General features: G+C 64.5%; 27 protein-coding genes. 16 read left to right on the top strand and 11 right to left on the bottom strand.

Features of this window, described 5'->3' with window-relative positions; translation table 11 throughout:
• Positions 1 to 62 precede the first annotated feature (62 nt).
• Both CAF92_RS02890 and CAF92_RS02895 read right to left on the bottom strand, forming a co-directional pair.
• Positions 63 to 335: a hypothetical protein gene (locus CAF92_RS02890; RefSeq protein WP_085599090.1), complete on the bottom strand. Its 273-nt coding sequence runs from the start codon at positions 333 to 335 to the stop codon at positions 63 to 65.
• Between the two features lie 106 nt (positions 336 to 441).
• Positions 442 to 1,350 (bottom strand): LysR family transcriptional regulator, encoded by a 909-nt coding sequence (locus CAF92_RS02895; RefSeq protein WP_085599092.1) that lies wholly within the window; start codon positions 1,348 to 1,350, stop codon positions 442 to 444.
• A 124-nt stretch (positions 1,351 to 1,474) separates the two neighbouring features.
• Between CAF92_RS02895 and CAF92_RS02900 the strand changes: the two genes are divergently transcribed.
• A complete protein-coding gene (locus tag CAF92_RS02900; protein ID WP_085599095.1) occupies positions 1,475 to 2,209 on the top strand; it encodes an SDR family NAD(P)-dependent oxidoreductase in 735 nt (244 codons plus the stop codon).
• Positions 2,210 to 2,225: 16 nt separating this feature from the next.
• Positions 2,226 to 2,432 (top strand): 4-oxalocrotonate tautomerase family protein, encoded by a 207-nt coding sequence (locus CAF92_RS02905; protein ID WP_061551649.1) that lies wholly within the window; start codon positions 2,226 to 2,228, stop codon positions 2,430 to 2,432.
• Between the two features lie 23 nt (positions 2,433 to 2,455).
• On the opposite strand, the gene CAF92_RS02910 is transcribed toward CAF92_RS02905, so the two are convergent.
• The gene (locus CAF92_RS02910) at positions 2,456 to 3,337 is read right to left on the bottom strand and encodes a LysR family transcriptional regulator (protein WP_085599097.1); all 882 of its coding nucleotides are present in this window, start codon (positions 3,335 to 3,337) and stop codon (positions 2,456 to 2,458) included.
• Positions 3,338 to 3,444: 107 nt separating this feature from the next.
• Here CAF92_RS02910 and argC point away from each other — a divergent pair, with 107 nt between their 5' ends.
• Positions 3,445 to 4,386 (top strand): N-acetyl-gamma-glutamyl-phosphate reductase, encoded by a 942-nt coding sequence (argC, locus tag CAF92_RS02915; RefSeq protein WP_085599099.1) that lies wholly within the window; start codon positions 3,445 to 3,447, stop codon positions 4,384 to 4,386.
• 79 nt (positions 4,387 to 4,465) lie between these two features.
• Positions 4,466 to 5,152, top strand: coding sequence for a GNAT family N-acetyltransferase (locus tag CAF92_RS02920; RefSeq protein ID WP_085599101.1), 687 nt, complete (start codon positions 4,466 to 4,468; stop codon positions 5,150 to 5,152).
• Between the two features lie 96 nt (positions 5,153 to 5,248).
• Here the strand turns inward: CAF92_RS02920 and CAF92_RS02925 are convergent, their stop codons facing one another.
• From CAF92_RS02925 to CAF92_RS02945, 5 genes are all read right to left on the bottom strand, one after another.
• Entirely contained in the window at positions 5,249 to 6,004 is a 756-nt protein-coding gene (locus CAF92_RS02925; RefSeq protein ID WP_085599103.1) for an ABC transporter permease, read from the bottom strand.
• On the bottom strand, positions 6,004 to 7,209 hold the full coding sequence (locus tag CAF92_RS02930; protein WP_085599105.1) for an ABC transporter substrate-binding protein: 1,206 nt from the start codon (positions 7,207 to 7,209) through the stop codon (positions 6,004 to 6,006). The genes CAF92_RS02925 and CAF92_RS02930 overlap by 1 nt, the downstream gene beginning before the upstream one ends.
• Positions 7,196 to 8,017 (bottom strand): ABC transporter ATP-binding protein, encoded by an 822-nt coding sequence (locus CAF92_RS02935; RefSeq protein ID WP_085599107.1) that lies wholly within the window; start codon positions 8,015 to 8,017, stop codon positions 7,196 to 7,198. Before CAF92_RS02935 ends, CAF92_RS02930 begins: the two co-directional genes overlap by 14 nt.
• Positions 8,014 to 9,078: an acyl-CoA dehydrogenase family protein gene (locus CAF92_RS02940; protein ID WP_085599109.1), complete on the bottom strand. Its 1,065-nt coding sequence runs from the start codon at positions 9,076 to 9,078 to the stop codon at positions 8,014 to 8,016. The genes CAF92_RS02935 and CAF92_RS02940 overlap by 4 nt, the downstream gene beginning before the upstream one ends.
• Before the next feature lie 99 nt (positions 9,079 to 9,177).
• Positions 9,178 to 9,738: a carboxymuconolactone decarboxylase family protein gene (locus CAF92_RS02945; protein ID WP_085599111.1), complete on the bottom strand. Its 561-nt coding sequence runs from the start codon at positions 9,736 to 9,738 to the stop codon at positions 9,178 to 9,180.
• A 103-nt stretch (positions 9,739 to 9,841) separates the two neighbouring features.
• On the opposite strand from CAF92_RS02945, the gene CAF92_RS02950 reads away from it, so the two are divergent.
• Positions 9,842 to 10,753: an AraC family transcriptional regulator gene (locus CAF92_RS02950; RefSeq protein ID WP_085599113.1), complete on the top strand. Its 912-nt coding sequence runs from the start codon at positions 9,842 to 9,844 to the stop codon at positions 10,751 to 10,753.
• 128 nt (positions 10,754 to 10,881) lie between these two features.
• Here the strand turns inward: CAF92_RS02950 and CAF92_RS02955 are convergent, their stop codons facing one another.
• Positions 10,882 to 11,421 (bottom strand): Rrf2 family transcriptional regulator, encoded by a 540-nt coding sequence (locus tag CAF92_RS02955; protein ID WP_085599115.1) that lies wholly within the window; start codon positions 11,419 to 11,421, stop codon positions 10,882 to 10,884.
• A gap of 258 nt (positions 11,422 to 11,679) precedes the next feature.
• Between CAF92_RS02955 and CAF92_RS02960 the strand changes: the two genes are divergently transcribed.
• Positions 11,680 to 12,882, top strand: coding sequence for an NAD(P)/FAD-dependent oxidoreductase (locus CAF92_RS02960; RefSeq protein ID WP_085599117.1), 1,203 nt, complete (start codon positions 11,680 to 11,682; stop codon positions 12,880 to 12,882).
• A 153-nt stretch (positions 12,883 to 13,035) separates the two neighbouring features.
• Here the strand turns inward: CAF92_RS02960 and CAF92_RS02965 are convergent, their stop codons facing one another.
• A complete protein-coding gene (locus tag CAF92_RS02965) occupies positions 13,036 to 14,442 on the bottom strand; it encodes a cytosine permease (RefSeq protein WP_085599119.1) in 1,407 nt (468 codons plus the stop codon).
• Positions 14,443 to 14,759: 317 nt separating this feature from the next.
• Here CAF92_RS02965 and CAF92_RS02970 point away from each other — a divergent pair, with 317 nt between their 5' ends.
• The 10 genes from CAF92_RS02970 to CAF92_RS03015 all read left to right on the top strand — a co-directional run bounded on the left by CAF92_RS02970 (position 14,760) and on the right by CAF92_RS03015 (position 24,123).
• Positions 14,760 to 15,245 (top strand): flavin reductase family protein, encoded by a 486-nt coding sequence (locus tag CAF92_RS02970; RefSeq protein ID WP_003259250.1) that lies wholly within the window; start codon positions 14,760 to 14,762, stop codon positions 15,243 to 15,245.
• 75 nt (positions 15,246 to 15,320) lie between these two features.
• Entirely contained in the window at positions 15,321 to 16,361 is a 1,041-nt protein-coding gene (locus tag CAF92_RS02975; RefSeq protein ID WP_046615473.1) for an LLM class flavin-dependent oxidoreductase, read from the top strand.
• A gap of 322 nt (positions 16,362 to 16,683) precedes the next feature.
• Complete coding sequence (locus CAF92_RS02980) at positions 16,684 to 17,280, top strand: amino acid synthesis family protein (RefSeq protein WP_003258678.1); 597 nt, start codon at positions 16,684 to 16,686, stop codon at positions 17,278 to 17,280.
• 68 nt (positions 17,281 to 17,348) lie between these two features.
• Positions 17,349 to 18,182 (top strand): alpha/beta fold hydrolase, encoded by an 834-nt coding sequence (locus CAF92_RS02985; RefSeq protein WP_085599121.1) that lies wholly within the window; start codon positions 17,349 to 17,351, stop codon positions 18,180 to 18,182.
• The gene (locus CAF92_RS02990; RefSeq protein ID WP_085599123.1) at positions 18,179 to 19,660 is read left to right on the top strand and encodes an aldehyde dehydrogenase; all 1,482 of its coding nucleotides are present in this window, start codon (positions 18,179 to 18,181) and stop codon (positions 19,658 to 19,660) included. The genes CAF92_RS02985 and CAF92_RS02990 overlap by 4 nt, the downstream gene beginning before the upstream one ends.
• A 13-nt stretch (positions 19,661 to 19,673) precedes the next feature.
• Positions 19,674 to 20,159: a flavin reductase family protein gene (locus CAF92_RS02995; protein WP_003258675.1), complete on the top strand. Its 486-nt coding sequence runs from the start codon at positions 19,674 to 19,676 to the stop codon at positions 20,157 to 20,159.
• A gap of 187 nt (positions 20,160 to 20,346) precedes the next feature.
• Positions 20,347 to 20,736, top strand: coding sequence for a carboxymuconolactone decarboxylase family protein (locus CAF92_RS03000; RefSeq protein ID WP_085599125.1), 390 nt, complete (start codon positions 20,347 to 20,349; stop codon positions 20,734 to 20,736).
• Between the two features lie 90 nt (positions 20,737 to 20,826).
• Complete coding sequence (locus CAF92_RS03005) at positions 20,827 to 21,573, top strand: GntR family transcriptional regulator (protein WP_013973031.1); 747 nt, start codon at positions 20,827 to 20,829, stop codon at positions 21,571 to 21,573.
• Positions 21,574 to 21,594: 21 nt separating this feature from the next.
• Positions 21,595 to 22,158: an NUDIX hydrolase gene (locus tag CAF92_RS03010; RefSeq protein WP_024087306.1), complete on the top strand. Its 564-nt coding sequence runs from the start codon at positions 21,595 to 21,597 to the stop codon at positions 22,156 to 22,158.
• A 183-nt stretch (positions 22,159 to 22,341) separates the two neighbouring features.
• Positions 22,342 to 24,123: an ATP-binding protein gene (locus CAF92_RS03015; RefSeq protein WP_085599127.1), complete on the top strand. Its 1,782-nt coding sequence runs from the start codon at positions 22,342 to 22,344 to the stop codon at positions 24,121 to 24,123.
• An 80-nt stretch (positions 24,124 to 24,203) separates the two neighbouring features.
• On the opposite strand, the gene CAF92_RS03020 is transcribed toward CAF92_RS03015, so the two are convergent.
• Positions 24,204 to 24,818: a LysE family translocator gene (locus tag CAF92_RS03020; RefSeq protein ID WP_085599129.1), complete on the bottom strand. Its 615-nt coding sequence runs from the start codon at positions 24,816 to 24,818 to the stop codon at positions 24,204 to 24,206.
• Between the last annotated feature and the right edge of the window lie 17 nt (positions 24,819 to 24,835).

Genomic DNA, 24,835 nt, shown 5'->3' on the forward strand with positions numbered 1-24,835 from the left:
AAGGCCTGTGCAATACCTGTGGGAGCGGGCGAGCCCGCGAAGAGGCCAGTGCAGGACTGCAGCTACTTCCCGCGCGCCTTGTTGTAGATGGTCTTGGCCCGGTCAGCGGAGGCCTGGCACTTCTTCATGTCATTCGCAGCCTGCCCCTCCTTGGCCTGCTTCAACAACTCGTGATAGTCGTGCGCCATGCCACCGTGCAGTGCCTGGCCATCAGTCTTCTGAATTTCTTCAAGCTCCTTGATCTTGGCCGCACAGTTGCTCGCCGGGTCTGCGTGTGCGGCAAAACTGAGGACCGAGGCAATCACCAGCAAAGGTATGCATTTCGTGGATTTCATGGAGCGTTCTCCTGGAAAACCTGAAGGGTCGTCGAGATGACATTGGCTCGACGCAGCAAACAGCATAGTCGGCCATACGCCCCGGCGCCTCGCTTCAGCCCGGGGGCTACGCCCCCTCGGCAAACAGGAAATCGATGAACACCCGCACCCGCAGCGGCATGTGCCGGGCCTGGGGGTAGATCAGCATGAACGGCCGCGAGGTGCCGCCAAACTCGGCGAGCACTTCCACCAGTTCGCCACTGGCCAGTGCGTCCTGCACGGTAAAGCGGTAAGCCTGCATCAGCCCGCCGCCATGGCGCACCAGCGTGGCGGTGGCGAGGAAGTCGCCCAGGCAGGTGAACCCACCCTGGGTTTCGATCTCCACCTGCTGGCCATCCTGGCGGAAGCTCCACGGCGGGCGTCGGCCACTGCTGGGCAATTCGAACTGGATGCACTCATGTTGCAGCAAATCGTGCGGTGTCCGTGGCGTGCCGGCACGGGCCAGGTAGCCCGGCGTGGCCACCACCACCAGTTCGGCATCTTCCAGGCGACGCGCCACCAGCCGCGAATCGGCCGGCTCGCGACCACGAATGGCCAGGTCGAACGGCTCCTCGGCAAAGTCGACATTGCGGTTGCTGACATGCACATCCACCTGCACCTTCGGGTAGCGCTGGCGAAACCTCGGCAGCAGCGGCAACAGCCGGTGATGAGCATAGGGCGTGGGTGCACTGATACGCAGGCGGCCGCTCGGCTCGACCTGCCCGCCCGTGACCTGGCGCTCGGCCTCGACCAGTTGCCCCAGTGCTTGCCGGCATTGCTGGTAATAGGCCTGGCCGGCTGCGGACAGGCGCATCTGCCGGGTGGTGCGGACGAACAGGCGCACGCCCAGACGCTCTTCCAGGCGCGCCACGCTGCGGCTGACTGCCGCCGGCGTAAGACCGGCCTCCGTGGCCGCAGCAGTGAAGCTGCCGCTGTCGGCGGCCAGGCAGAAGAGCTCCAGGCTGCCCAGTTGCAGGTCATCGAAATGGCGGGTCATGACGGCTCGATTGATTACATGATGTATCGATTGAAATGCCGAGCTCCTCATTTTTCAAGTGCTGATTGCAACCTACAGTGGCTTCACACCGAGCCCCTGGCTCACTTCACTGGAGATCATGCACATGAACACGCCACGCACCGTCATCATTACCGGGGCCTCGAGCGGCCTGGGTTTCGCCCTGGCCGAGGCCTTCCTCGAACGCGGCGACAACGTGGTCGGCAACGCCCGTAGCCAGGCCCGCCTGGAGCAAGCCGCAGCCCGCCTCGGCAACCCTTCGCGCTTCATCGGCGTGGCTGGCGACATCGCCGAGCCAGACACGGCGCAGCAACTGTTCACCAGCGCCGAGCAAACCTTTGGCGGGGTCGACCTGCTGATCAACAACGCCGGCATCTTCATTGCCAAGCCGTTTGCCGAGTACAGCGAAGCGGATGTCGACGCTCTGGTCGGCACCAACCTCAAGGGGTTCTTCTACCCAGCCCAGGAAGCGGCGCGGGTCATGACCAGGCAAGGGCATGGGCAGATCATCGCCATCACCGCCTCCATCGCCTTGCAACCGGATACTCGCGTGCCAGCCCTGCTGCCGGTACTGGTCAAGGGCGGCCTGAACCAGGCGGTGAAAGGCCTGGCGCTGGAACTGGCAGCCAGCGGCGTGCAGGTGAATGCGGTGGCACCTGGGATCATCGACACACCACTGCATGGCGGCAACACACAAGGCATGGGCGTGCTGTCACCCAGTGGCCGCACCGGCTCGCCGCAGGATGTCGTGGATGCAGTGTTGTACCTGGCCGACTCACGCTTCGTCAGTGGCGTGATCCTGCCGGTGGATGGCGGTAGCACCGCTGGCACCTGGCACTGACAGAGGAGCGAGAACCATGCCCTATGTTCACATCCGCGTGACCGATGAAGGCGTGAGCGCTGAGCACAAGCGCCAGCTGATCGAACAGACGACCCGCATGCTGCAGCAGGTGCTGGGCAAGCCGCCGGCCAGTACCTTCGTGGTGATCGAAGAGGTGCCGACCGATAACTGGGGGGTTGGTGGAGAGACAGTGACCGCAGTGCGGGCCCGAGAGCGAGGGTGACCCCAGGGGCTGCTGTGCAGCCCCTACTGCCGCAACCGCTCCAGCGCCTGCAACACATACCCCGTGGCCAGCTCCACCTGCCCTTCCCGGCAGGCAATGCCCAGTTGCCGCCACAACCCCGGCCGCAGCGGCCGGCGGGCAATGCGCCGGTCCAGCTCGGCCGACTCCCCCTCCTGCGGCAGCAACGTCGCCCCATACCCGGCCCCGACCAGGCTCTTGATCGCATCGTTGTAGTTCAGCTCGATTCGCGGCTCGGGGTACAACCCTGCTGCCGCGAACCACTCGCCGGTCACCCGCGAAAGCTGGGTGCTGCTGTCGTTGAGGATCAACGCCCGCTGCGCCAGCCAGGCCGGCGTGACCCTGGCCGGTGGCTGCCAGTCGGCCGGCACGTAGGCCAGGATCGGGTCACGCCGCCAGGGCGTAACCGCAAGCCCTTTGCCGGCCACCTGCGGCAAGGCCACCAGGCCGATATCCAGCGTGCCCTCGCGCAAGCGCGCCAACGAGGCCTGGGAGGTCAGCACCTGTACCTGCACATCGATCCCCGGGTGCACCGTGCGCAGGTGCTCCAGCGCCTGGGGCAGCAGGTGGGCGATGGCGCCGGTGGAGGCACCCAGGCGCACCCGGCCCGTCAGGCCCTCGACCTGCCGGCGCACTTCATCCAGCGCCAGGTCGGCGTCGGCCAGCAGGCGGCGGGCACGGGCCAGCAGGGTTTCGCCAATGACCGTGGGCCGCACCTGGCCGCGGGTGCGGGTAAGCAACGAGGCGCCGATGCGCGCCTCCAGCTCGGCCACGTGCAGGCTGATGGTGGGCGGTGCCAGGTTGAGCTGGCGGGCGGCTTCGGCAAAGGAGCCCAGGTCTGAAATGACCACCAGGGTGCGGAGGCGATCGAGGCTGATTTCGCGCATGGGCCAACTCGTTCAGGAAAGATGAATATCTCGATCATCATATTCAAATTTTCTTTACCAGAGCCACAAGCGAGCATAGGCCATCCCTCCCCGATCGGATTTTGACCATGCACACCCCTGTTGTCTTCATCGACGGTGACCAAGGCACCACCGGCCTGCAGATCCATGCCCGCCTGCAAGGCCGCAGCGATCTGCGCCTGCTGACCCTGCCCGAAGCCGAGCGCAAGGACCCGCACCGCCGCCGCGAGGCAATCAACAATGCCGACATCGCCCTGCTGTGCCTGCCCGACGATGCTGCCCGCGAGGCCGTGGCGGCGATCCAAAACCCGCAGGTGCGGGTGATCGACGCAAGCTCCGCGCACCGTACCAGCCCAGGCTGGGTCTATGGCCTGCCGGAGCTTGACGAGCAGCAAGCCGAGCGCATCGCGCACAGCAAGCGCGTCAGCAACCCCGGCTGCTATCCCACCGGCGCCATCGCCCTGCTGCGCCCACTGGTCAAGGCCGGCCTGCTGCCAGCGGATTACCCGCTGAACATCCACGCCATCTCCGGCTATTCCGGCGGTGGCCGCGCCGCAGTCGAACGGCATGAACAGCCCGCCGCCGGCAAAACCCCGGCCCTGCAACTTTACGGCCTGGAGCTGGCACACAAGCACGTGCCGGAAATCCAGCAGCACGCCGGGCTGTCGGCGCGGCCGATGTTCATGCCCGGCTACGGTGCCTACCGTCAAGGCATCGTGCTGAGCATCCCGCTGCAGTTGCGCCTGCTGCCCGGCCAGGTCAGTGCCGAACAGCTGCAGGCCTGCCTGCAGCAGCACTACCAGGGTGCCCGCCATGTCCAGCTGATGCCCCTGCACCAGCACGGCGCAGCGCCGAACCTCGACCCCGAGGCGTTGAACGACAGCAACGACCTGCGCCTGGCGCTTTACGCCAACCCCGAGCATGGCCAGGTGCTGCTGACCGCAGTGTTCGACAACCTTGGCAAAGGTGCCTCCGGTGCGGCGGTGCAGAACCTCGACCTGATGCTCGGTGCATTGCAGGTACAAGGCTGATCGGCAAAACCGGTTAGACTGTGCAGCCCGCGCCCGCACGGCGCGGGCCGTCCATCCACCCGCCGGAGCCCGCACCCCGATGTTCATCCTGAGCCGCCTCGACAGCGTGCCGCCTGAATCTTTCCAGAACCAGATCCGCGAACTGGTGATCCACAATGTCGGCGAACTGAGCAGTGTCGCCATCAGCGCCGACAACCCGCTGTACCCGCTGTACCAGTATGGCGTCGGCATGGAGGTGCACCAGTACCTGCAAGCACTGGACGGCACCCGCGGCCTGGCCGTGGCGCTGACCCTGGCGCTGGATGCCGAGGCACCGGACCAACTGCTGGGGTTCGCCCTGTCACTGCCGGCCGAGGACGATGACCAGGCGTGCGCCCTGGCGTTCCTCGCCGTGCGCGCCAGCCATCGTCGCCAGGGCATCGCCCGCGCCTTGCTGGGCGACCTGCAGGCACGCCATGCCTGCGTCGAGCTGAATGCCTTTGCCAGCCAGGTACCGTGGTTCGAGGCGATGGGCATGCAGGTAGTGGCCGCCAATGGGCCGCAGGTACTGATGAGCAGTACCGGGCGGGCTAGCGGCGCGCTGATCGGGCGGCTGGATATTGCGCCGATCTACCAGACGGCGGAAGTGATGCAGATCCATACCTACCTGCTCAACCAGCAGGGTGAGGATGCGATGATCGAAGCGGAACAGATGCGGGATGAGCGGCTGGACGAACTGACCGCTCAAGCCCAAGAGTGTGTACGGCAGCGCAAGACCGTGCATTGATCCAAGAGCCTGTTCGCGGGCTCGCCCGCTCCCACAGGATTTCACAAAGCCAAACTGTGGGAGCGGGCAAGCCCGCGAAGAAGCCCCACCGGCCCTTCAGCCATGCACCCAACGCCGATGCAGCCCACGCGCCAGGGCATCCAGCACAAACCCCAGTACCCCGATCAGCAGCACCATCGCCATCAGCTCGGAATACGCCAGCCGGTCGCGGGTATCGAGAATGAAATACCCAAGCCCCGCACTCACCCCGAGCATTTCGCACGGCACCAGCACGATCCACAGGATGCCGATGGCCAGGCGCACGCCAGTCAGCACATGGCCGATCACGCCGGGCACAATCACCTTGCACAAGGTCTCCCGGCGCGTGGCACTCAAACTGCGGCTCAACTGCAACCAGCGTGGGTCCAGCTGCCTTACCCCGGCCGCCGTGTTCAACAGGATCGGCCACAACGCGGCAAACGCCAGCAGGAAGTAGATAGGCTGGTCCCCCACGCCCATCAGCATCACCACCACCGGCATCCACGACAGCGGCGAGATCATGCGCAGGAACTGGAACGCCGGCGTGGTCGCAGCCTCCAGGTGCCGGTAGCTGCCCACCAGCAAGCCCAGCGGCACGCCGATCAGCAGCGCCAGCAGCAGCCCTACCAGGATACGTTTGAGGCTGACCCAGATATGCCCGTACACCTCGCCCTGCCCCAGCAACTCGACCAGGCTGGCCAGGGTCGCTGCCGGCGAAAAGCGCGCCGACAGGCCATCGGCCTGGCCAAACAACGCGACACCGGCCCACCACAACAGCAACAAACCCAGCAACCCGGCCAGCCCCAGGCTGGCATGAACGAAATGCGTGCGCATCAGACCGCGAACTCCTCGCTACGCTCGAAGTTATCGGCGATGCCGAACACCGACGGCCCGCCAACGCTGGCGATGGCGTTGCGCACGAAGCGGTCGTCGACCAGGTCGCGGGCGGTCTGTGCCGGGTCCAGGCCGGCCAGGAACGCGCTGTCACCCTCGATCAGGGTGGTTTTCAGGCGCTTGACCAGCTCTTCGGTGTAGCTGGGGAACGGGTAAGGCTGGAAATCGATGCGCTTTTCATCCCACTGCTGGTGGCGAATGGCGCCACTGGCAATGTAACCGGCACGGTCCTCGGCGGCCGGTGCCAGCACTTTGCCGAGCACCGCAGGTTCATGCGGGGTGTACTTGTTGGGGCCGGCCTTGGACAACAATGCGGCGGCCTCGGCGCGGTGATCACGGGTCCATTGCTGCGCCTTGACGATGGCGTTGACCACCTTCTGCGACCACTCCGGGCGGTTGTTAAGGTCGTGCTCGTGCATGAACACCACGCAGCAGGCGTGGTTGCGCCACACATCGCCGGTAAAGCGTTGCACGCGGCCAACCTTGAGGTTCTCGGCCAGGGCGTTGAATGGCTCGGCGACGATATAGCCAGCGATGCGCTTGCTGGCCAGCGCTGGTGGCATGTCGGACGGCGGCAATACCAGCAGGTTGACTTCATTGCCAGCCAGCGGCGCATTGGCAGGCTTCGACACCGGGGTCAGGCCATTGTCGTTGAGCATCTGTTGCAGCACCACGTTGTGGATCGAGTACCAGAACGGGATGGCCACGGTCTTGCCACCGAGCTGTTTCATGTCGCTGATATCCGGGGCCACGGTCAGGCCTGAACCGCCCACGTGGTTCCAGGCCACCACCTTGGCCGGCACCTTGCTGCCGTAGCGGGCCCATACGGTCATCGGCGACAGCAAGTGGATGACGTTGACCTGGCCAGAGATGAACGCCTCGATCACCTGCGCCCAGCTGCGCAGCAGCACCGGGCGCTCGGCCTTGATGCCTTCGGCCTCGAACAGGCCGTTGTTGTGCGCCACCAGCAGCGGCGTGGCGTCAGTGATCGGCAGGTAGCCGATACGCACCGGCGCGTCCGGCTCGGTGGCGGCACGGGCTTGCAGGCTCGACAGCAGCGGCAGTGCACCGGCAGCCGTGAGCATGGCGCCGAGCTTGAGGAAATCGCGACGCGAAGAAGAGGAACAGCAGTCATCCATGCACATGGACAGCCTCCGAGGGCAACGGGGTTGGGGTAGGTTCGACTGTGCGGCTTGCCCGCCGAAGGGTTTTGAGGATTTCGATGCGCAAGGCGCCCAGTTCCTCGACCCGCTGCGTCCGTGGTTGCGGCAGGTCGATGTGCCACTGGCCGAGGGTGTGCGCTGGGTGGTTGCCCAGTAGCAGAACCCGGTCGGACAGCAGCAGGGCTTCGTCGATATCGTGGGTGATCAGCACCGCCGCCGTGTTGTGGGTGGCGATCAGTTGCAGCAGCAGTTGCTGCATGTCGGCCCGGGTCACTTCATCCAGCGCGCCGAACGGCTCGTCGAGCAACAGCACTTCGGGCTGACGGGCCAGGCAGCGGGCCAGCGCGGTGCGCTGGGCCATGCCGCCGGACAACTGCGCCGGGTACTGGCCGCGAGCATGGGCCAGGCCCACGGCGGCAATCGCATGGTCGATGCGTGCGCGCCGTTCGGCGGCGGCAAGTTTTGGCTGACGGGCGAAGTCCAGGCCGAAGGCGACGTTCTTCTCCAGGCTCAACCAGGGCAACAGGCTCGGGTCCTGGAAGGCCACCGCCAGGCGTGGGTGCGGGCCTTGCAGCGGCTGGCCGTGCAGGGTCACGCTGCCACCGCGGGGCTGCTGCAGGCCGGCCAGTACCCGCAACAGGCTGGACTTGCCGACCCCGCTCGGGCCGAGGATGGTCACCACTTCGCCGGGGGCCAGCTGCAGGTCGAACTGCGCCAGCACCGCCTGCCAGCCCCCCTCGCGCGGGTAGCCCAGGCTGATGTCGCGGGCTTCGAGCAACACTTGGCTCATGCCGCGCCCGCCTGGCGTTGCAGTTCGGCGCGCAGTTGCACCAGGCTGGGCGTGACGATCGGCACGAAGGCCGACTCGCGCCAGCGGCGGGCAAAGCCTTCGCCATACTCGCTGAGGTAGGCCTTGCCACCACTGGCCTGCAACTCCAGTTGCACGGCGTCGGCCGCGCTTTCGGCCAGGGTGATGCGCAGCTTGAACAAGGCTGCTGGCTGCTGCTGGAAGCGCCCATCGAGCAGGCCCTGCTTGAGCTCGCTCACGGTATTTTCCAGGCGCTCGCCGAGCACCTGGCGTGCTTCGTCGAGGAACGAGGCACGGCCATGCAGGTGTGCCTGCACTTCCGCCAACGCCCGCCGCGCAAGGCCAATGGCCATGCCGCACTGCAGCGCCAGGAACGCCGGGCGTACCCGGGGCAGGAACTCGCGGGCATTTTCGTGCAGCAACCAGCCACGCTGCAATTGCACCTGGTGGAAGGCCAGTGCAGCGGTGTTGCTCGACTGCAGGCCCATCAGTTGCAGGTCGTCGGAACGCTCCAGGCCCTGTGCGTCGGACGGAATGGCCAGCACGAACGGTGCGCCACCGGCTTCGTCTTCGATAGCCGCAGCCACCACGAAGCCGCTTTTGCGCAGGTTGGTCACCCAGTGCAGGCGCCCTTCCAACTGCCAGCCATCGGCTTGCGGGCGCCCGCGCACCTGCAGTGCTTCGATGCCGGACAGGAACTTCATGGCATTGGACAGCCCGGTGGCACCAGCCAGTTCGCCAGTCAGCAGGCGCGGTAACAGCTGCTCGCGCAGGGGCTGGTTGGGGCTGTGCAACAGGTATTCGATGAAGGCGCGCTGGCCCCAGCAGACGAACGCCGCTGCCAGCGAGCGGCTGGCGATTGCGGCGATGGCCTCGACCGCGTCGGTTACCTGCCCACCCGTGCCGCCCAAGGCCGGGTCGACACCGACACGCAGCAGTTGCGATTCGGCGATTTGCGCCAGCACCAGCTGCGGCTCGCACTGGCCCCGGTCAATGGCCTCGGCATTGGCATCCAGCCAGTGTCGAAATGCACAATCTTGCATGGTCTTGCTCCTTTGAAAACGCCGGGGCCGCTTGGCGGCCCATTCGCGGCACAAGGCCGCTCCTACAACGATCGCGCTACGACCGGTATCGCACGCGGATCATGCAGAAGGTTGCCAGCGGTACTTGCCGAGCTCGTCATTGAGCGGCGTCTGGGCGAACACATTAGCAAAGTTGCACAGGGTTGCGAGGCTCACACCCAGAATCACCTCAAGGGCATTGCCCTCGCTGAAACCGGCTGCGCGGAAGGCCTGGTAAGTGGGTTCGCTGACATTGCCACGGGTGGCGATCACTTCGCGGGCGAACGCAGCCAGGGTTTCATAACGGGCATCGGGCAGCTCGCCACGGGCACGCAGGGCATCGACCACCTCCTGCGGCAGCTTGGCCTTGTTCAGGGCCACAGCCGTGTGGCCGGCCACGCAGAAGTCACAGCCATGCTGGGTGGCTGCAATCAACTGCACCACTTCACGCTCGGCCAGGCTCAGTTCGGATTTGCCGTTGAGTGCCGAAACGGTCACGTAGGTTTCCAGCGCCGCCGGGGCATTGGCCAGCACGCCCAGCAGGTTGGGGATGAAGCCGGAATTCTTCTGGGCGTTCTCGAGGAACGGACGAGCCGCTTCCGGGGCGCTCTGCAGCGTGTGTAAAGTAATGCGCGAGGACATGGAGTGGTCTCCTTTTGATGGGTGTCGCTACAGTCTGTTGGTTATAAGAACTACCCTCCATATTCATCAGTCGCCTTTCTTTGCTCTTGAGTCTTTGCATTAGATGATTTCGTCCAGCCATCTTGTCGATTGGTTATTAGAGGGCCTGGAGCTCGATGCCAGCCTGTTCCATGTTGGCCGCTATTGCGGCGGCTGGCACGCCAGCACCGAAGGCATGGGCCGGGCCAGCTTCCACCTGGTGGTGCAAGGGCATTGCTGGCTGCACATCGATGGCCAGCCCGAGGCGCTGCGTCTGGAGGCCGGCGATGCGGTGTTCCTGCTGCGCGATCTCGGCTATCGCCTGGCCAGCGACCAGGACCCGGCCAGTGCTTGCGCCCAGCCGCGCCAACACATGCAGGCCATGGACGCCGACGCGGTCGATGGCGTGGGGTTGGTATGTGGTTTCTTCCATTTCAGGCCGGGCTTGTCGGCGCTGATCGTCGAGGGCTTGGCTGACTGGATATTGCTGCGCGCCGATGAACCGGCCGGGCATGCGGCGCGGGCGTTGTTCGAGCTGATCCTGGAGGAATGCCGGCGCGCCGCCGGGCCGTCACAGACGCTGCTGGAGCGGCTGACGCACTTGTTGTTCCTGTATGTGCTGCGCCAGCAGGTGCATGCCGGGCAATCGCTGGGCGGGCTGGTCGCCCTCGCCCGGCAACCGGCGTTTGCCGGGTTGCTGGAGCAGTTGATCGAGCAACCAGGGCAAGCATGGACACTGGAAAGCATGGCCGCCTGCACCGGGTTGTCGCGGTCGGCATTTTTCAAGCGTTTCAATGAGCTTGCGGGGCAGTCGCCGGGGCAAGTACTGCTGGCGTTGCGCATGCGCCATGCCAGCCAGTTGCTGCGGGCGGGGCATACCGTGGAGCAGGTAGGGGCGCAGGCGGGGTATCAATCGGTGGCGGCGTTTACCCGGGCGTTTGCCAAGGCGATGGGGGTACAGCCGGGGGCGTATCGGCGGCAGCATGAGGGGCGCTGAACGCGTTATTTCTGTACGGGCCTCTTCGCGGGCTCGCCCGCTCCCACAGATACCCCACAGATTTCAGCAATTGTGCGATTCCTGTGGGAGCGGGCAAGCCCGCGAAGAGGCCGGCACTGGCAGCAGATTCAGACCTGACTGACCGGAATATCCCCTGCCCCTTTGCCCTCCCGCCGCTCACCCATCCAGGCATTGACCTTCTGCCCGAATTCGGCCGGCGCCTTGCGCCCGAACCGCCGCGCCAGATCAAGGATGGTCTGCTGTGCCAGGGCCTCTTCCATGCGCTTCTGCGCACCCAGCATCACCGCGTGGATCGCGCAGGTGCCCTCGGTTGCCCAACCTGGGGGCGAACCCTCGAACAGGCTGCAACGCTCGCGAACTTCGCGGCAGTCGAAGATCTTCTTCGGCCCGTCGATGGCATTGACGATATCCAGCACGGTGATTTCATCCGACGGCCGCGCCAGCCTGAAGCCACCACGCACGCCTTCGGTGGCGGCCACCAGACCGGCACGGGCCAGCTTGGTGAATACCTTGGCCAGGTACTCCTGAGGTACACCCTGCAGCTCCGCCAGGTCGCGCACGCTGGACTCACGCGAGTCGCCCAGCTCGTCCACCAGGAACAGCAGGCAATGGATACCGTATTCGACGCCAGCACTGTAGAGCGACATATCTATCTCCGACCAATCTTGTCGCAAATGATACGCCTGTAGTACCTACGCCGCAAAGCTCGCAGCTGCCGCCGGTCGGCCTGCTTTTTTCATTCGTCCCAGTAAATACGGCCATTTCGGCCAGGAAACGGTGGTGCGCAATGTCGCCTGCGTGCAAAAAAAACTTGCACCCAATAACTACGACAAATACAGTCGTAGTTATTCGAGTGGCACACAACTCGCCCTCGAAGCCCTCTTCGAACCTTGCGGAGCACCCTCATGAAATCGAACATCCTCATCATCGGTGCCGGCTTTGCCGGTGTATGGAGCGCCCTGAGCGCCGCGCGCCTGCTCGACCAGGCCCAACGTGCCGACATCAGCATCAGTGTCCTCGCTCCGCAGCCTGAACTGCGCATTCGCCCGCGCTTCTACGAGGCCGATGTGCACGGCATGAAGGCCCCGCTGGGCGAGCTGTTCGAAGCCGTGGGCATTCACTTCATCCCAGGCAACGCCGACAGCATCGATACCGAAGGGCGCAGCGTCAGCTACACCGACACCCAGGGGCACCAGCAACAGATCGCCTACGACCGCCTGATCCTTGCCGCGGGCAGCCAGGTCGCGCGACCGGCAGTGCCTGGCTTGTCCGAACATGCATTCGATGTCGACCAGATGGAATCGGCCATGCGCCTGGAACAGCACCTGGTCGGCCTGGCCGCCCTGCCCGCTTCGCCTGCACGCAATACTGTGGTGGTCTGCGGTGGTGGCTTCACAGGTATTGAAACCGCCACGGAAATGCCTGCCCGCCTGCGTGCCATCCTCGGCGCCAGTGCGGCGCTGCGGGTGGTGGTGGTCGACCGTGGTGCGCAAATTGGTGCGGCGCTGGGCGCGGGTATCACGCCGTCGATCATCGCCGCCTGCGAGCAGGCCGGGGTCGAGTGGAAGGCCGGGGCTTCGGTGGTGGCTGTCGATGCCGGTGGCGTTACCCTGGACAACGGCGACCATATCGCCAGCAACACCGTGATCTGGACTGTTGGCGTGAAGGCCAGCCCGCTGACCGCACAGGTTGCCGGCGAACGCGACAACTTCGGCCGGCTGAAAGTGGACAGTCACCTGAAGGTGCTGGGCCAGGAGCATGTGTACGCCACGGGTGACACCGCCTGGGCCGCGGTGGACGAGCTGGGCAACCACGCCCTGATGACCTGCCAGCACGCCATCCCCATGGGGCGCCACTCCGGCAACAACGCCGCGGCCGACCTGCTCGGCCTGCAGCCGGTGGTGTACCGCCAGCCCAAGTACGTCACCTGCCTGGACCTGGGCGAATGGGGCGCGACATTCAGCGAGGGTTGGGAGCGCGAACTGAAGCTGCACGGCCAGGAAGGCAAGGACCTCAAACGCCAGATCAACTCGGTGTGGATCTACCCGCCGGCGGCTGACCGAGCCCTGGCACTGGCCGCTGCCGACCCACTGATCGCGATCGTCTGACCGCAGCAAGGCGTGAGCTGAAATAGCCGGGGCCGCGTTGCGGCCCATTCGCAGCACAAGGCTGCTCCTACAGGCAACGCGATTGCTTTGCAGGAGCAGCCTTGTGCTGCGAATGGGCTGCAACGCAGCCCCTTTTACAGCAACGCCAATCTATCAGTCACTGGCACTCACAACCCGCCCCGCCTTCCCGGCAGCCGTGCCCCGAGTCGCCAGGCAGTAGTACAGGGGCACCGTCACCAGCAAGCCGAACAGCCACGACAGGTCAGCCCCTTCGACGATATTGGAATACGGCCCCACATACAGCGACGTATTGGCAAACGGCAACTGCACCAAGATGCCGCAGGCATAGGCAATGATCGCGTGGTGGTTGAAGCGGCCATAGATGCCCCCGTCGGCGCTGAAGATCGAAGCGATGTCGTACTGGCCCTTCTTGATCAGGTAGAAGTCGATCAGGTTGATCGATGCCCACGGCACCAGCACCAGCAGCAGCGCCAGGATCAAGCCGATGAACTGGCCGATGAAGTCCGCCGAGGCATTCAGCGCGACCATGCCGCAGCCCACCAGAATCACCGTAGCCAGCACCACCCGTACCTTGATGCTCGGCGTCCAATCGGCGATGAAGGTCTGGATTGCAGTCACGATCGACAGCACGGCGCCATACAGGTTGAGGGCGTTGTGGCTGATGATGTTGAGCAGGAACAGCACCATCAGGATCGGGCCCAACCAGCCGGTGGCCTGCTTGACCGCGTCCATCGCATCGGTACCTTCCGGCACGCACAGCACTGCCACCGCACCAAAGCTGAAGCACAGGATGGTCCCCAGGGTAGCGCCGAAGTAGGTGGCCCAGAACGGCTTGGCAATGCCCACTTCACGCGGCAGGTAGCGCGAGTAGTCGGAGGTATACGGCGAGAAGCTTATCTGCCAGATGGTGCCCAGCGACACGGTGGCGATGAAGCCCGACAGGTTGAACGCGCCACGGCTGAAGAAGTCGGCCGGCAGTTCCTGGGCGAACATCATGATGAAGCCGGCCAGCAGCGCCGAACCCATCACCCAGGTACCGATACGGTTGAGGATGTGGATGAAACGATAGCCGATCACGCCAATGGCGGTGGCACTCAGCGCACCGATCACGATCGCACCCGGCATCGGCACGCTCGGGGTGATGCCGTGGATGGTCTTGCCCGCCAGGACGATGTTGGAAATGAAGAAACCGACATAGATCAGCGCGGTGAAGAACACGATCAGCAAGGCGCCGTAGCGGCCGAACTGGCCACGGCTCTGCACCATCTGTGGAATGCCCAGCTGCGGTCCCTGCGCAGAAGCAAGGGCAATGACCACGCCCCCGACAAGATGGCCCAGCACGATGGCGACCAGCCCCCATAACAGGTTCAGGTGGAACACCTGGATCACCATGGCGCCGGTGACGATGGGCAGTGGCGCGATGTTGGTACTGAACCAGAGGGTGAACAGGTCGCGCGCCTTCCCGTGGCGCTCGGCAGGTGGAACGTAATCGACCGTGTGATTCTCGACAAACTGGTGTTGCGACGACGGTTGGGACATAGGATTCAGCTCGAAAGGTCGTTTTTATCTTTGTAAGGAAACCGCATCTAGGCGGCCTCTAAGCTGAAGACCATATTATGGTATTCCAAACTTTTGACAACACTGATCCGTAGGAAAAAACACCCACTGATCCGCTCGCACTACCTCTGCGGCAAACCGCCTTACCGCTCAAACCCACGGCATACAAGGGCTTGAGCCGTTCATCGCGCAATACCCTCGCTTGAAAATTCCGCTTGCAAAATAGGTATTACGGTATACCATCAGACACATCAACGATAAAAACCGCGGACCAACGCAGCCCTACAGAGGTACACCAGATGATCGACGCAACCGTCTACAAGCATGTCCTGGGCTCCTTCCCGTCCGGCGTTACCGTCATCACCACCCTGGACGACGATGGCTCGGTCGTCGGCCTGACCGCCAGCGCCTTTTCCTCCCTGTCGATGGACCCGCCGCTGGTGCTGTTCTGCCCCAACTACACCTCCGACTCCTACCCTGTGCTGATCAGGCAGAAGCGCTTTGCCATTCATCTGTTGTCCGGTGAACAGCAGGCAGAAGCCTATGCGTTCGCCAAGAAGGGCAAGGACAAGGCCAGTGGCATCGAGTGGTCCCTGAGCGAACTGGGCAACCCGATCCTGGCCGGTGCCACCGCGGTCATCGAATGCGAATTGTGGCGCGAATACGAAGGTGGCGACCACGCCATCATGGTCGGCAAGGTACACAACCTGATCGTCCCTGAAGAGGCGCCACGGCCGATGGTGTACTGCCGCGGCAAGATGGCCAGCCTGCCGGCCTTTGCCTGAAACCTGTACTGAATCGAGACCGCTGGTGCCAACCCTGCCAGGCGCCAGCCCCTTTCAAGCGTTGAGGAAAGCCCCATGAAATTTTCGTTGTTCGTGCACATGGAACGTTGGGATGAACAGGTCAGCCACCGCCAGCTGTTCGAAGACCTGACCGAACTGACCCTGATGGCCGAGAACGGCGGTTTCAGCACCGTGTGGATCGGCGAACACCACGCCATGGAGTACACCATTTCGCCAAGCCCGATGCCGTTGCTGGCGTACCTGGCTGCGCGCACCGACAAGATCCGCCTGGGCGCCGGCACCATCATCGCGCCGTTCTGGAACCCGATCCGCGTGGCGGGCGAATGCGCCCTGCTCGACGTGATCAGCAAGGGCCGCATGGAAGTGGGCCTGGCGCGTGGCGCCTACCAGTTCGAGTTCGACCGCATGGCAGGTGGCATGCCGGCTACCGACGGCGGCAAGGCACTGCGCGAAATGGTGCCGGTTGTGCGCAAGCTGTGGGAAGGCGACTACGCCCATGACGGCGAAGTGTACAAGTTCCCCACGTCCACCAGCGTACCGAAGCCGTTCAACGCCACCCCACCGATGTGGATCGCTGCCCGCGACCCGGACTCGCACAACTTCGCCGTGGCCAATGGCTGCAACGTCATGGTCACCCCGCTGATGAAGGGTGACGAGGAAGTGCTGGACCTGAAGAACAAATTCCAGGCCGCACTGGACAACAACCCTGGCGTGCCACGCCCGCAACTGATGGTGCTGCGCCACACCCACGTGCACAGCCCGGCCGAGCCGGAAGGCTGGAAAGTCGGCGCCCAGGCCATCTCGCGCTTCTACCGCACCTTCGATGCCTGGTTCGGCAACAAGACCACCCCGGTCAACGGTTTCCTGGAGCCGAGCCCGGAATCGAAGTTCGCCGAAGTGCCGGCGTTCGAGCTGGAGAACATCCGCAAGAACACCATGATCGGCACGCCGGAAGAGATCATCGCGCGTATCAAGTACTACCAGGAACTCGGCGTCGACGAGTTCAGCTTCTGGTGCGACAACAGCCTGCCCCACGCCGAGAAGAAGAAATCGCTGGAGCTCTTCATCAAGGAAGTGGTGCCGGCGTTCGCCTGAATTCCCATTGCCTGAAACATTGCGGGACGCGCCCGCTCCCGTGGGCCCCGTGGCCCGCGTGAGCGGGCTTTTTTTTGAAGCCTGCACCGGCCTCTTCGCGGGCTTGCCCGCTCCCACAGGGACAGCACAGGCCATGAATGCCGTGCGATCCCTGTGGGAGCGGGCAAGCCCGCGAAGAGGCCAGTACAGAAACCGCAGGAATCAAGGCATCAGGCCACCTTTCGTCCCCTCGCAAGAGAAATTTCCAGCCGCCTCTTGCACAACAAATATTATGGTATACCATCAGACAACAAGAGCTGATAACCCTCACCAGGAGCCACCCATGAGTTTCGAAATCCGCAAGATCGTCACCTACTCCGAAGAGACCCGCATCGAAGGCGGCAAGGCCACCGACAAGCCGGTGACCATGGTCGGCCTGGCCGTCGTGATCAAGAACCCATGGGCTGGTCGCGGTTTTGTTGAAGATCTGAAGCCGGAAATCCGTGCCAACTGCTCGGACCTGGGTGCCCTGATGGTCGAGCGCCTGACGGCTGCCATCGGCGGCGCCGACAAGATCGAAGCTTACGGCAAGGCCGCAGTCGTCGGCGCCGACGGCGAAATCGAACACGCCTCGGCGGTGATCCACACCCTGCGCTTTGGCAACCACTACCGCGAAGCGGTACAGGCCAAGAGCTACCTGAGCTTCACCAACAAGCGCGGCGGCCCGGGCACCTCGATCCAGATCCCGATGATGCAGAAGGACGACGAAGGCCTGCGTTCGCACTACATCACCCTGGAAATGCAGATCGAAGATGCCCCGCGTGCCGATGAAATCGTCGTGGTCCTGGGCGCCTCCGACGGCGGCCGCCTGCACCCGCGCATCGGTAACCGCTATATCGACCTGGAAGAACTGGCCGCCGAAAAAGCCAACGCTCAATAACAACAACCAAGACGGGCCGGGGCGTGGCGTGCTTACCCGCCGCGCCCGACCTTCAAGGAGCGCCCTCCATGATTCAGCCTGTCGCTGAACGCACACCCGCCGGCACCAGCTACCTGTCCGTCGGCCAGGGCCAACCCGTGGTACTGATCCACGGCGTGGGCCTGAACAAGGAAATGTGGGGTGGTCAGTTCGTTGGCCTGGCCAACGACTACCGCGTCATCGCCTACGACATGCTCGGCCACGGCCAGAGCGCGCTGCCAGCAGCCGACATCGGCCTGGAAGGCTATGCTGCCCAGCTCGTCGAACTGCTCGATCACCTGCAGATCGCGCAAGCCACCGTGATCGGCTTCTCCATGGGTGGCCTGGTCGCCCGGGCGTTCGCCCTCGGCTACCCGCAGCGCCTGGCCGCACTGGTAGTGCTCAACAGCGTGTTCAACCGCACCCCCGAGCAGAGTGCCGGCGTTATCGCCCGCGCCGCCCAGGCTGCGCAGCTGGGCCCTGACGCCAACGTCGACGCCGCGCTCGACCGCTGGTTCAGCCGAGAATACAAGGCTGCTAACCCGGCGCAGGTCGCTGCCATTCGCCAGGTGCTGGCGAGCAACGACCCGCAGGGCTACCACACCACTTACTCGCTGTTCGCCACCCAGGACATGTACCGCGCCGCCGACCTGGCCAGTATCCAGGTGCCGACGCTGATCGCCACCGGCGAACTCGACTCGGGATCCACCCCGGCCATGACCCGCCAGCTCGCCGCCAGCATTCCTGGCGCGCATAGCGTGGTCCTCGCCGAGCAACGGCATATGATGCCGGTGGAAGCACCGCGTGAAGTCAACAAGATGCTGCTGGACTTCCTCGCGCAAGCCCGCACCCTCACCGAATCCGCCAAGGGGATTGTTGCATGACCCTCGTTCGTTTCCAGATGTGCATCGACGGCCAATGGCGCGATGCCCAGAGCGGCAAGACCTTCGACAGCCTCAACCCGGCCACCGCCCAGGCCTGGGCGCAACTGCCCGACGCCGACGAGGCCGATGTGGAGCTGGCCGTGCAGGCCGCCCAGCGTGCCTTCGAGAGCAAGGAGTGGCGCAGCATCACCGCCACCGCGCGCGGCAAGCTGCTGCGTCGCCTGGGTGACCTGATTGCCGAAAACAAGGAACACCTGGCCCAACTGGAAAGCCGTGACAACGGCAAGCTGATCCGCGAAACCCGCGGCCAGGTCGGCTACCTGCCAGAGTTCTTCCACTACACCGCAGGCCTTGCCGACAAGCTTGAAGGCGGCACCCTGCCGCTGGACAAGCCCGACCTGTTCGCCTACACCGTGCACGAGCCGATCGGCGTGGTGGCCGGGATCATCCCGTGGAACAGCCCGCTGTACCTCACTGCGATCAAGCTGGCCCCGGCCCTGGCCGCCGGCAATACCATCGTGCTCAAGCCGTCCGAGCACGCCTCGGCGACCATCCTCGAGCTGGCCCGCCTGGCCCTCGAAGCCGGCTTCCCGCCAGGCGTGGTCAACGTGGTCACCGGCTACGGCCCCAGCACCGGCGCGGCGCTGACCCGCCACCCGCTGGTGCGCAAGATTGCCTTTACCGGCGGCGCCGCCACCGCCCGCCACGTGGTGCGCAGCAGCGCCGAGAACTTCGCCAAGCTGTCGCTGGAGCTCGGCGGCAAGTCGCCGAACATCATCTTCGCCGACGCCGACCTGGACAGCGCCATCAACGGCGCCGTGGCCGGCATTTATGCCGCCTCCGGGCAAAGCTGCGTGGCAGGCTCGCGCCTGCTGGTGCAGGACGAGATCTTCGACGAATTCGTCGAACGCCTGATCGCCCGCGCCAAGCGCATCCGCATCGGCAACCCGCAGGACGACGCCAGCGAAATGGGCCCCATGGCCACCGCGCAGCAGCTGGCCGTGGTCGAAGGCCTGGTTGCCGCTGCCAAGGCCGAAGGCGCCAAGCTGCACATGGGCGGCAAACGTGCCGAGGTCGAGGGTGACGGCTGGTTCTACGAGCCGACCCTGTTCGAGTGTGACAGCAACTCGATGACCATCATGCAGGAAGAGGTGTTCGGCCCGGTTGCTGCGGTAATCCGCTTCAAGACCGAGGAAGAGGCCCTGGCCATCGCCAACGACTCGCAGTTCGGCCTGGCCGCCGGCATCTGGACCCGCGACCTGGGCCGTGCCCACCGCCTGGCCCGCGACGTGCGTTCGGGGATCATCTGGGTCAACACCTACCGTGCCGTGTCGGCCATGGCGCCGATCGGCGGGTTCAAGAACAGCGGCTACGGCCGTGAGAGCGGCATCGATTCGGTGCTGGCCTATACCGAGCTGAAGACGGTGTGGATCAACCTGTCCACCGCGCCGATGCCCGACCCGTTTGTGATGCGCTAAGAGGTAGCACAAGATGATCGAACCAGGCATCTACAAAGACGTGATGGGCTCCTTCCCATCCGGCGTCACGGTGGTCACCACCCTCGACGCCGACGGCGGCATCGTCGGCATCACTGCCAGCGCGTTCAGCGCGCTGTCGATCGACCCGGCGCTGGTGCTGTTCTGCCCCAACTACGCCTCCGACACCTACCCCATCCTGCGTGACAGCAAGCAGTTCGCGATTCACCTGCTGTCTGCCGACCAGACCGCCGAGGCCTATGCCTTCGCCGGCAAGGGCAAGGACAAGGCCAAAGGCATCGACTGGCACCTGAGCGAGCTGGGCAACCCGCTGCTGGCCAAGGCCACGGCGATCATCGAATGCGAACTGTGGCGCGAGTACGACGGCGGTGACCACGCGATCATCGTCGGCGCGGTGAAGAACCTGGTGCTTCCGGCCGAGCCGGTGACGCCAATGGTCTACCACAAGGGCAAGCTGGGCGCCCTGCCCCCCTTGGGTTGATAAACCGCGTTGGCTTCTTCGCGGGCTCGCCCGCTCCCACAGGTACTGCGCAGGCTTCAGCACCTGTGCAATCGCTGTGGGAGCGGGCAAGCCCGCGAAGAAGCCAACACCGATGACCCTGTTTTTAGGGGCCGCGTTATCGTCTCACCCTCGGTTGCGTCCCCTGTTTTATTCCGGAGTACTGCACATGAGCAATGAAAAGTACGAAAAAGGCCTGCAGATCCGCACCCAGGTGCTGGGCGAGGACTACGTCAACCGCTCGATCCAGAACGCCGACGAGTTCACCAGGCCATTGCAGGAGCTGGTCACCGAATACTGCTGGGGCCACGTCTGGGGCCGCGAAGGCTTGTCGCTCAAAGAGCGCAGCATGATAAACTTGGCCATGATTTCCGCGCTCAACCGGCCCCACGAGCTCAAGCTGCACATTCGCGGCGCCTTGCGTAATGGCCTGAGCCGTGAACAGATTCGCGAGATCCTGCTCCAGGTCGGCATTTATTGCGGCGTGCCCGCGGCGGTGGACAGTTTCCGCCTGGCCCGCGAAGCGTTCGCTGAAGCCGATGCGGAGTCAACCCGTTAACACCGGGCTGTTCGAACCCACGCAAGGAGCACCCAAGGTTCGTGGTGCTGTTGCGGTTGCGGCCGGGCAGCCTCTTTAAGAGCGCACTTGATGAAACGCCAGCCACTCGACGACAGCTTCAAGGTCAACCGCAACCCCGTTACCCTGCGCGAAATCGTGCTCGACAAGCTGCGCGCCGCGATCATGAACTTCCACCTGCTGCCAGGCGACCGCCTGGTCGAGCGCGACCTCTGCGACCGCCTCGGCGTCAGCCGCACCTCGGTGCGTGAAGCCCTGCGCCACCTGGAATCCGAAGGCCTGGTGGAATTCGCCGACGCCAAGGGCCCGCGCGTGGCCATCATCACCCTGGAAGACGCCCGCGACATCTACGAGCTGCGCTGCGTGCTCGAAGGCCTGATCGTGCAACTGTTCACCCTCAACGCCAAGGCCAAGGACATCCGCGCCCTGGAACGGGCGCTGGAGGTCAACCGCGAAGCCCTCGAAGAAGGCGAACTGCAACAGGTGCTGGACTCGGTACAAGGTTTCTACGATGTGCTGCTGGAAGGCTCAGGCAACCAGGTGGCGGCCCAGCAGCTACGCCAGTTGCAGGCGCGCATCAGCTACCTGCGTGCCACCTCGGTGTCGCAGGAGAACCGCCGCGGCGCCAGCAACCGCGAAATGGAAAAGATCGTCGAGGCGATCAAGAGCGGCGACCCGCTGGTAGCCCATCAGGCCTCGGTCGACCACGTCCGCGCCGCCGCCAAGGTGGCCCTGGACTACCTGCGCCAGAAGCAGGATGACAACGTCAAGGTGCGCGAGATGGTCGAGCCCCTGGCCTTGAAGGACCCACGCATTTAAGCCACCCACAGGCCAGCGATCATGCCCAACGCCCCGCGCTACTGCCCGCACTGCACCACGGAACTGGCCCGGGGCGTTCCCACAGGCGACACCCACGAACGCCTGCACTGCACAGGCTGCGGCTACATCCACTACATCAACCCGAAGATCATCGCCGGCTGCATCATCGAGCGTGATGGCAAGTACCTGCTGTGCCAGCGCGCCATCCCCCCGCGCCCCGGCACCTGGACCTTGCCGGCCGGGTTCATGGAGGCCGGCGAAACCACCGAGCAGGCAGCCCTGCGCGAGGTCTGGGAAGAAAGCGGCGTACGCGCCGAGATCGTCTCGCCGTACTCGATCTTCAGCGTGCCGAAGATCAGCGAGGTCTACATCATCTTCCGCGCCATCGCCACCGAGGAAACCGGGCAGTACGGGACGGAAACGCTGGCGTACAGGTTTTTCGAGCCGGACGAGATCCCGTGGGACGAAATCTACTACCCGGCAATTCGGCAGATTCTCGAGCGTTATATCCTCGAGCGGCAGGCCGGGGTTTATGGCATCTACATGGGCAATGACGACACTGGCAAGGTGCACTTCATTCGCTAGCCTGGGCCGGCCTCTTCGCGGGTAAACCCGCCCCCGCAGGTACAGTACACACCTTGAGCAACATGCTATTCCTTTAGGAGCGGGTTTACCCGCGAAGAGGCCGGTACAGCCACCAAAAATTCTCGCCAAACGTCTATTCTGGATGCACCCTTAAGGCCTTACGCAAAAGGACCAGCAGAGCACATGGCAAAATGGCTAGACGGCGGCGGGCTGATGGCCGAGCGCATCCGCAACCACGATTGGGCTGCCACCCCGCTGGGCCCGCTGGAGCATTGGCCCGACCCGCTGAAAACCAGCCTGGCTCTGTGCCTGGCCTCACGCTTCCCGCAAGCCGTGCTCTGGGGCCCTGACCTGCTCACCCTGCACAACGACGCTTTCTCGCAGATCCTCGGGCAAAAGCCCTCAGCCCTGGGTATCCCCTTCCGCGCCGTGTGGCAGGAGGCCTGGGCCGAAATCGGCCACTTGGCCAACCGTGCTCTGGCTGGCGAGGCGGTGTACATAGAAGACTTCCCGCTCGTCATCGACCGCAACGGTGGCCCCGAAAAGGCCTATTTCACCTTCTGCTACAGCCCCATCCGCGACCACGACGGCAAGGTGCTGGGCATGCTGGATACAGTTACCGAAACCACCACCAGCGTGCTTGCCAACCAGCGCCTGAACTTTCTCGACAACCTGGGCCGCGCCGTGGCCGACTCTACCGACCCGGACCAGATCCTTGCCACTACCACGCGCATGCTGGTCGAGCACCTGCAACTGTCGAGTTGCGCCTATGCGGTGATGGAACCAGACGAAGACGGTTTCACCATCTGTGGTGACTCCGTGGCACCCGGCTCGCCGCATCTGTTGGGCCGCTATCGGTTGCAGGATTTCGGCACGCTGGCGCTCGGACGCCTGCGCAGTGGCCTGCCGTTGGTCATCCAGGACAACCTGAGCGAGTTGCCCCCGCAGGAAGCTGCCACCTTCCAGGCCAGCGGCATTACTGCGACCATTTGCATGCCCCTGATCAAAGGCGGCCGGCTGACTGCGCTGATGGCCATCCACGACAAGGCGCCACGGGAGTGGACCCACTACGAACAGGCGCTGATCAGCGAAGTCACAGAGCGCTCCTGGGCGCACATCCAGCGGGTACAGGCCCACGCCGAAGTCCGCGAAGCCATGGCGGCACTGGAGGCGCTGAATGCCACCCTCGAACAGCGCGTGGAAGAACGCACCAGCCAGCTGCTGCACACAGAAGCCGTGCTGCGCCAGGCCCAGAAGCTCGAAGCCATCGGCCAACTCACAGGCGGCGTGGCCCATGATTTCAACAACCTGCTGACCATCATTCGCTCGTCGCTGCATTTTCTGCAGCGCCCCAACCTCGACGCACAGCGCCGCGAGCGCTACCTCAAGACCATGTCCGACACCGTCGACCGCGGTACCAGGCTGACCGGCCAGTTGCTGGCCTTCGCCCGTCGCCAGGCCTTGAGCCCGCAAGTGTTCGAGGCCGGGCCAAGGCTGGAGGCCATGGCCGACATGCTCGACACGGCCACTGGTGCGCGGATCCAGGTCGAGCTGGAGTTGCCGCAGGCACCTTGCCATATCCGCGCCGACCTCAACCAGCTGGAAACCGCAGTGATCAACCTGATGCTCAACGGCCGCGATGCCATGGCCGGCGAAGGCACCTTGCAGCTGCGCCTGCAGGCCGACCAGCGCCTGCCCGCCCTGCGCGGCCAAGCGCCACAGCCGGGCCCGTTCGCCGCGATCTCGGTGAGCGACAGCGGTGTCGGCATTGCCACCGAACTGCTGGAGCGCATCTTCGACCCGTTCTTCACCACCAAGGCGCCGGGCGAAGGCACCGGGCTCGGGCTGTCGCAGGTGTTCGGTTTTGCCAGGCAGTCCGGGGGCGATGTGCAGGTGAACAGCGTCCTGGGCCAGGGCACCACGTTTACCCTGTACCTGCCCCAGGAGCCACCGCCTGAGGCGTGACGGTCAACGGGTTCACTGCCAGGCCTGAGCCATGCGGGGTTCTTGTGGGAGCTGGCTTGCCGGCGATGAGGCCAGTGAATTCAACCTATTTGACCGGCTATCAAACCCAGGGCCACCGTGATCATCGCCACCCCCGACACCCGGCCAACCAGCTTCGCCGCCCCCGGCCGGGTGCTCAGCACGGCTTTGGCGCCATAACCGACCAGCGAGTAGATCACCAGCGAGCTGCACAGGTGGACCAGGCCCAGCAGCAAGATCTGCAACGGCACCGGCCAGCTCGACTGCGGGTCTGTGAACTGCGGCAACAGGGCCAGGAACAGCAGGAACACTTTCGGGTTCAGGCCACTGACGCAAAACCCTTTCAACGCCCAGCGGGAACCCGACTCCCCCGCACCATCCTGCCCGGCCGCCGGCAATGCGGGGCTCAGCAGCAGGTTGCCACCGAGCCACAGCAGGTAGCTGCACCCCGCCAGCGTCAGCAAGGTGAGCGCCAGCGGGTGGCCGGCCAGCAGGCTACCGACCCCGGCCGCCACCACCAGGGTCGCGAGGAAATGCCCGGACAGCATTCCCGCCACCGCAGGCATCACCCAGCGCCCGCGCATGCCGGCCGAAATGGCGTAGGCCCAGTCCGCGCCCGGGGTAATCACGAACAACATCGACACGGCCCAGAACGCCGTCAGAACACTGAGAGCCACTTGAATCTTCCTTTTCC

Source organism: Pseudomonas sp. B10(2017) (assembly GCF_002113295.1).
Taxonomy (GTDB): domain Bacteria; phylum Pseudomonadota; class Gammaproteobacteria; order Pseudomonadales; family Pseudomonadaceae; genus Aquipseudomonas; species Aquipseudomonas pudica.

Bases quoted from the DNA above. Each gene is read 5' to 3' on its own strand.
- CAF92_RS02890 (WP_085599090.1), bottom strand. From the start codon at position 335: ATGAAATCCACGAAATGCATACCTTTGCTGGTGATTGCCTCGGTCCTC.
- CAF92_RS02895 (WP_085599092.1), bottom strand. From the start codon at position 1,350: ATGACCCGCCATTTCGATGACCTGCAACTGGGCAGCCTGGAGCTCTTC.
- CAF92_RS02900 (WP_085599095.1), top strand. From the start codon at position 1,475: ATGAACACGCCACGCACCGTCATCATTACCGGGGCCTCGAGCGGCCTG.
- CAF92_RS02905 (WP_061551649.1), top strand. From the start codon at position 2,226: ATGCCCTATGTTCACATCCGCGTGACCGATGAAGGCGTGAGCGCTGAG.
- CAF92_RS02910 (WP_085599097.1), bottom strand. From the start codon at position 3,337: ATGCGCGAAATCAGCCTCGATCGCCTCCGCACCCTGGTGGTCATTTCA.
- argC (WP_085599099.1), top strand. From the start codon at position 3,445: ATGCACACCCCTGTTGTCTTCATCGACGGTGACCAAGGCACCACCGGC.
- CAF92_RS02920 (WP_085599101.1), top strand. From the start codon at position 4,466: ATGTTCATCCTGAGCCGCCTCGACAGCGTGCCGCCTGAATCTTTCCAG.
- CAF92_RS02925 (WP_085599103.1), bottom strand. From the start codon at position 6,004: ATGCGCACGCATTTCGTTCATGCCAGCCTGGGGCTGGCCGGGTTGCTG.
- CAF92_RS02930 (WP_085599105.1), bottom strand. From the start codon at position 7,209: ATGTGCATGGATGACTGCTGTTCCTCTTCTTCGCGTCGCGATTTCCTC.
- CAF92_RS02935 (WP_085599107.1), bottom strand. From the start codon at position 8,017: ATGAGCCAAGTGTTGCTCGAAGCCCGCGACATCAGCCTGGGCTACCCG.
- CAF92_RS02940 (WP_085599109.1), bottom strand. From the start codon at position 9,078: ATGCAAGATTGTGCATTTCGACACTGGCTGGATGCCAATGCCGAGGCC.
- CAF92_RS02945 (WP_085599111.1), bottom strand. From the start codon at position 9,738: ATGTCCTCGCGCATTACTTTACACACGCTGCAGAGCGCCCCGGAAGCG.
- CAF92_RS02950 (WP_085599113.1), top strand. From the start codon at position 9,842: ATGATTTCGTCCAGCCATCTTGTCGATTGGTTATTAGAGGGCCTGGAG.
- CAF92_RS02955 (WP_085599115.1), bottom strand. From the start codon at position 11,421: ATGTCGCTCTACAGTGCTGGCGTCGAATACGGTATCCATTGCCTGCTG.
- CAF92_RS02960 (WP_085599117.1), top strand. From the start codon at position 11,680: ATGAAATCGAACATCCTCATCATCGGTGCCGGCTTTGCCGGTGTATGG.
- CAF92_RS02965 (WP_085599119.1), bottom strand. From the start codon at position 14,442: ATGTCCCAACCGTCGTCGCAACACCAGTTTGTCGAGAATCACACGGTC.
- CAF92_RS02970 (WP_003259250.1), top strand. From the start codon at position 14,760: ATGATCGACGCAACCGTCTACAAGCATGTCCTGGGCTCCTTCCCGTCC.
- CAF92_RS02975 (WP_046615473.1), top strand. From the start codon at position 15,321: ATGAAATTTTCGTTGTTCGTGCACATGGAACGTTGGGATGAACAGGTC.
- CAF92_RS02980 (WP_003258678.1), top strand. From the start codon at position 16,684: ATGAGTTTCGAAATCCGCAAGATCGTCACCTACTCCGAAGAGACCCGC.
- CAF92_RS02985 (WP_085599121.1), top strand. From the start codon at position 17,349: ATGATTCAGCCTGTCGCTGAACGCACACCCGCCGGCACCAGCTACCTG.
- CAF92_RS02990 (WP_085599123.1), top strand. From the start codon at position 18,179: ATGACCCTCGTTCGTTTCCAGATGTGCATCGACGGCCAATGGCGCGAT.
- CAF92_RS02995 (WP_003258675.1), top strand. From the start codon at position 19,674: ATGATCGAACCAGGCATCTACAAAGACGTGATGGGCTCCTTCCCATCC.
- CAF92_RS03000 (WP_085599125.1), top strand. From the start codon at position 20,347: ATGAGCAATGAAAAGTACGAAAAAGGCCTGCAGATCCGCACCCAGGTG.
- CAF92_RS03005 (WP_013973031.1), top strand. From the start codon at position 20,827: ATGAAACGCCAGCCACTCGACGACAGCTTCAAGGTCAACCGCAACCCC.
- CAF92_RS03010 (WP_024087306.1), top strand. From the start codon at position 21,595: ATGCCCAACGCCCCGCGCTACTGCCCGCACTGCACCACGGAACTGGCC.
- CAF92_RS03015 (WP_085599127.1), top strand. From the start codon at position 22,342: ATGGCAAAATGGCTAGACGGCGGCGGGCTGATGGCCGAGCGCATCCGC.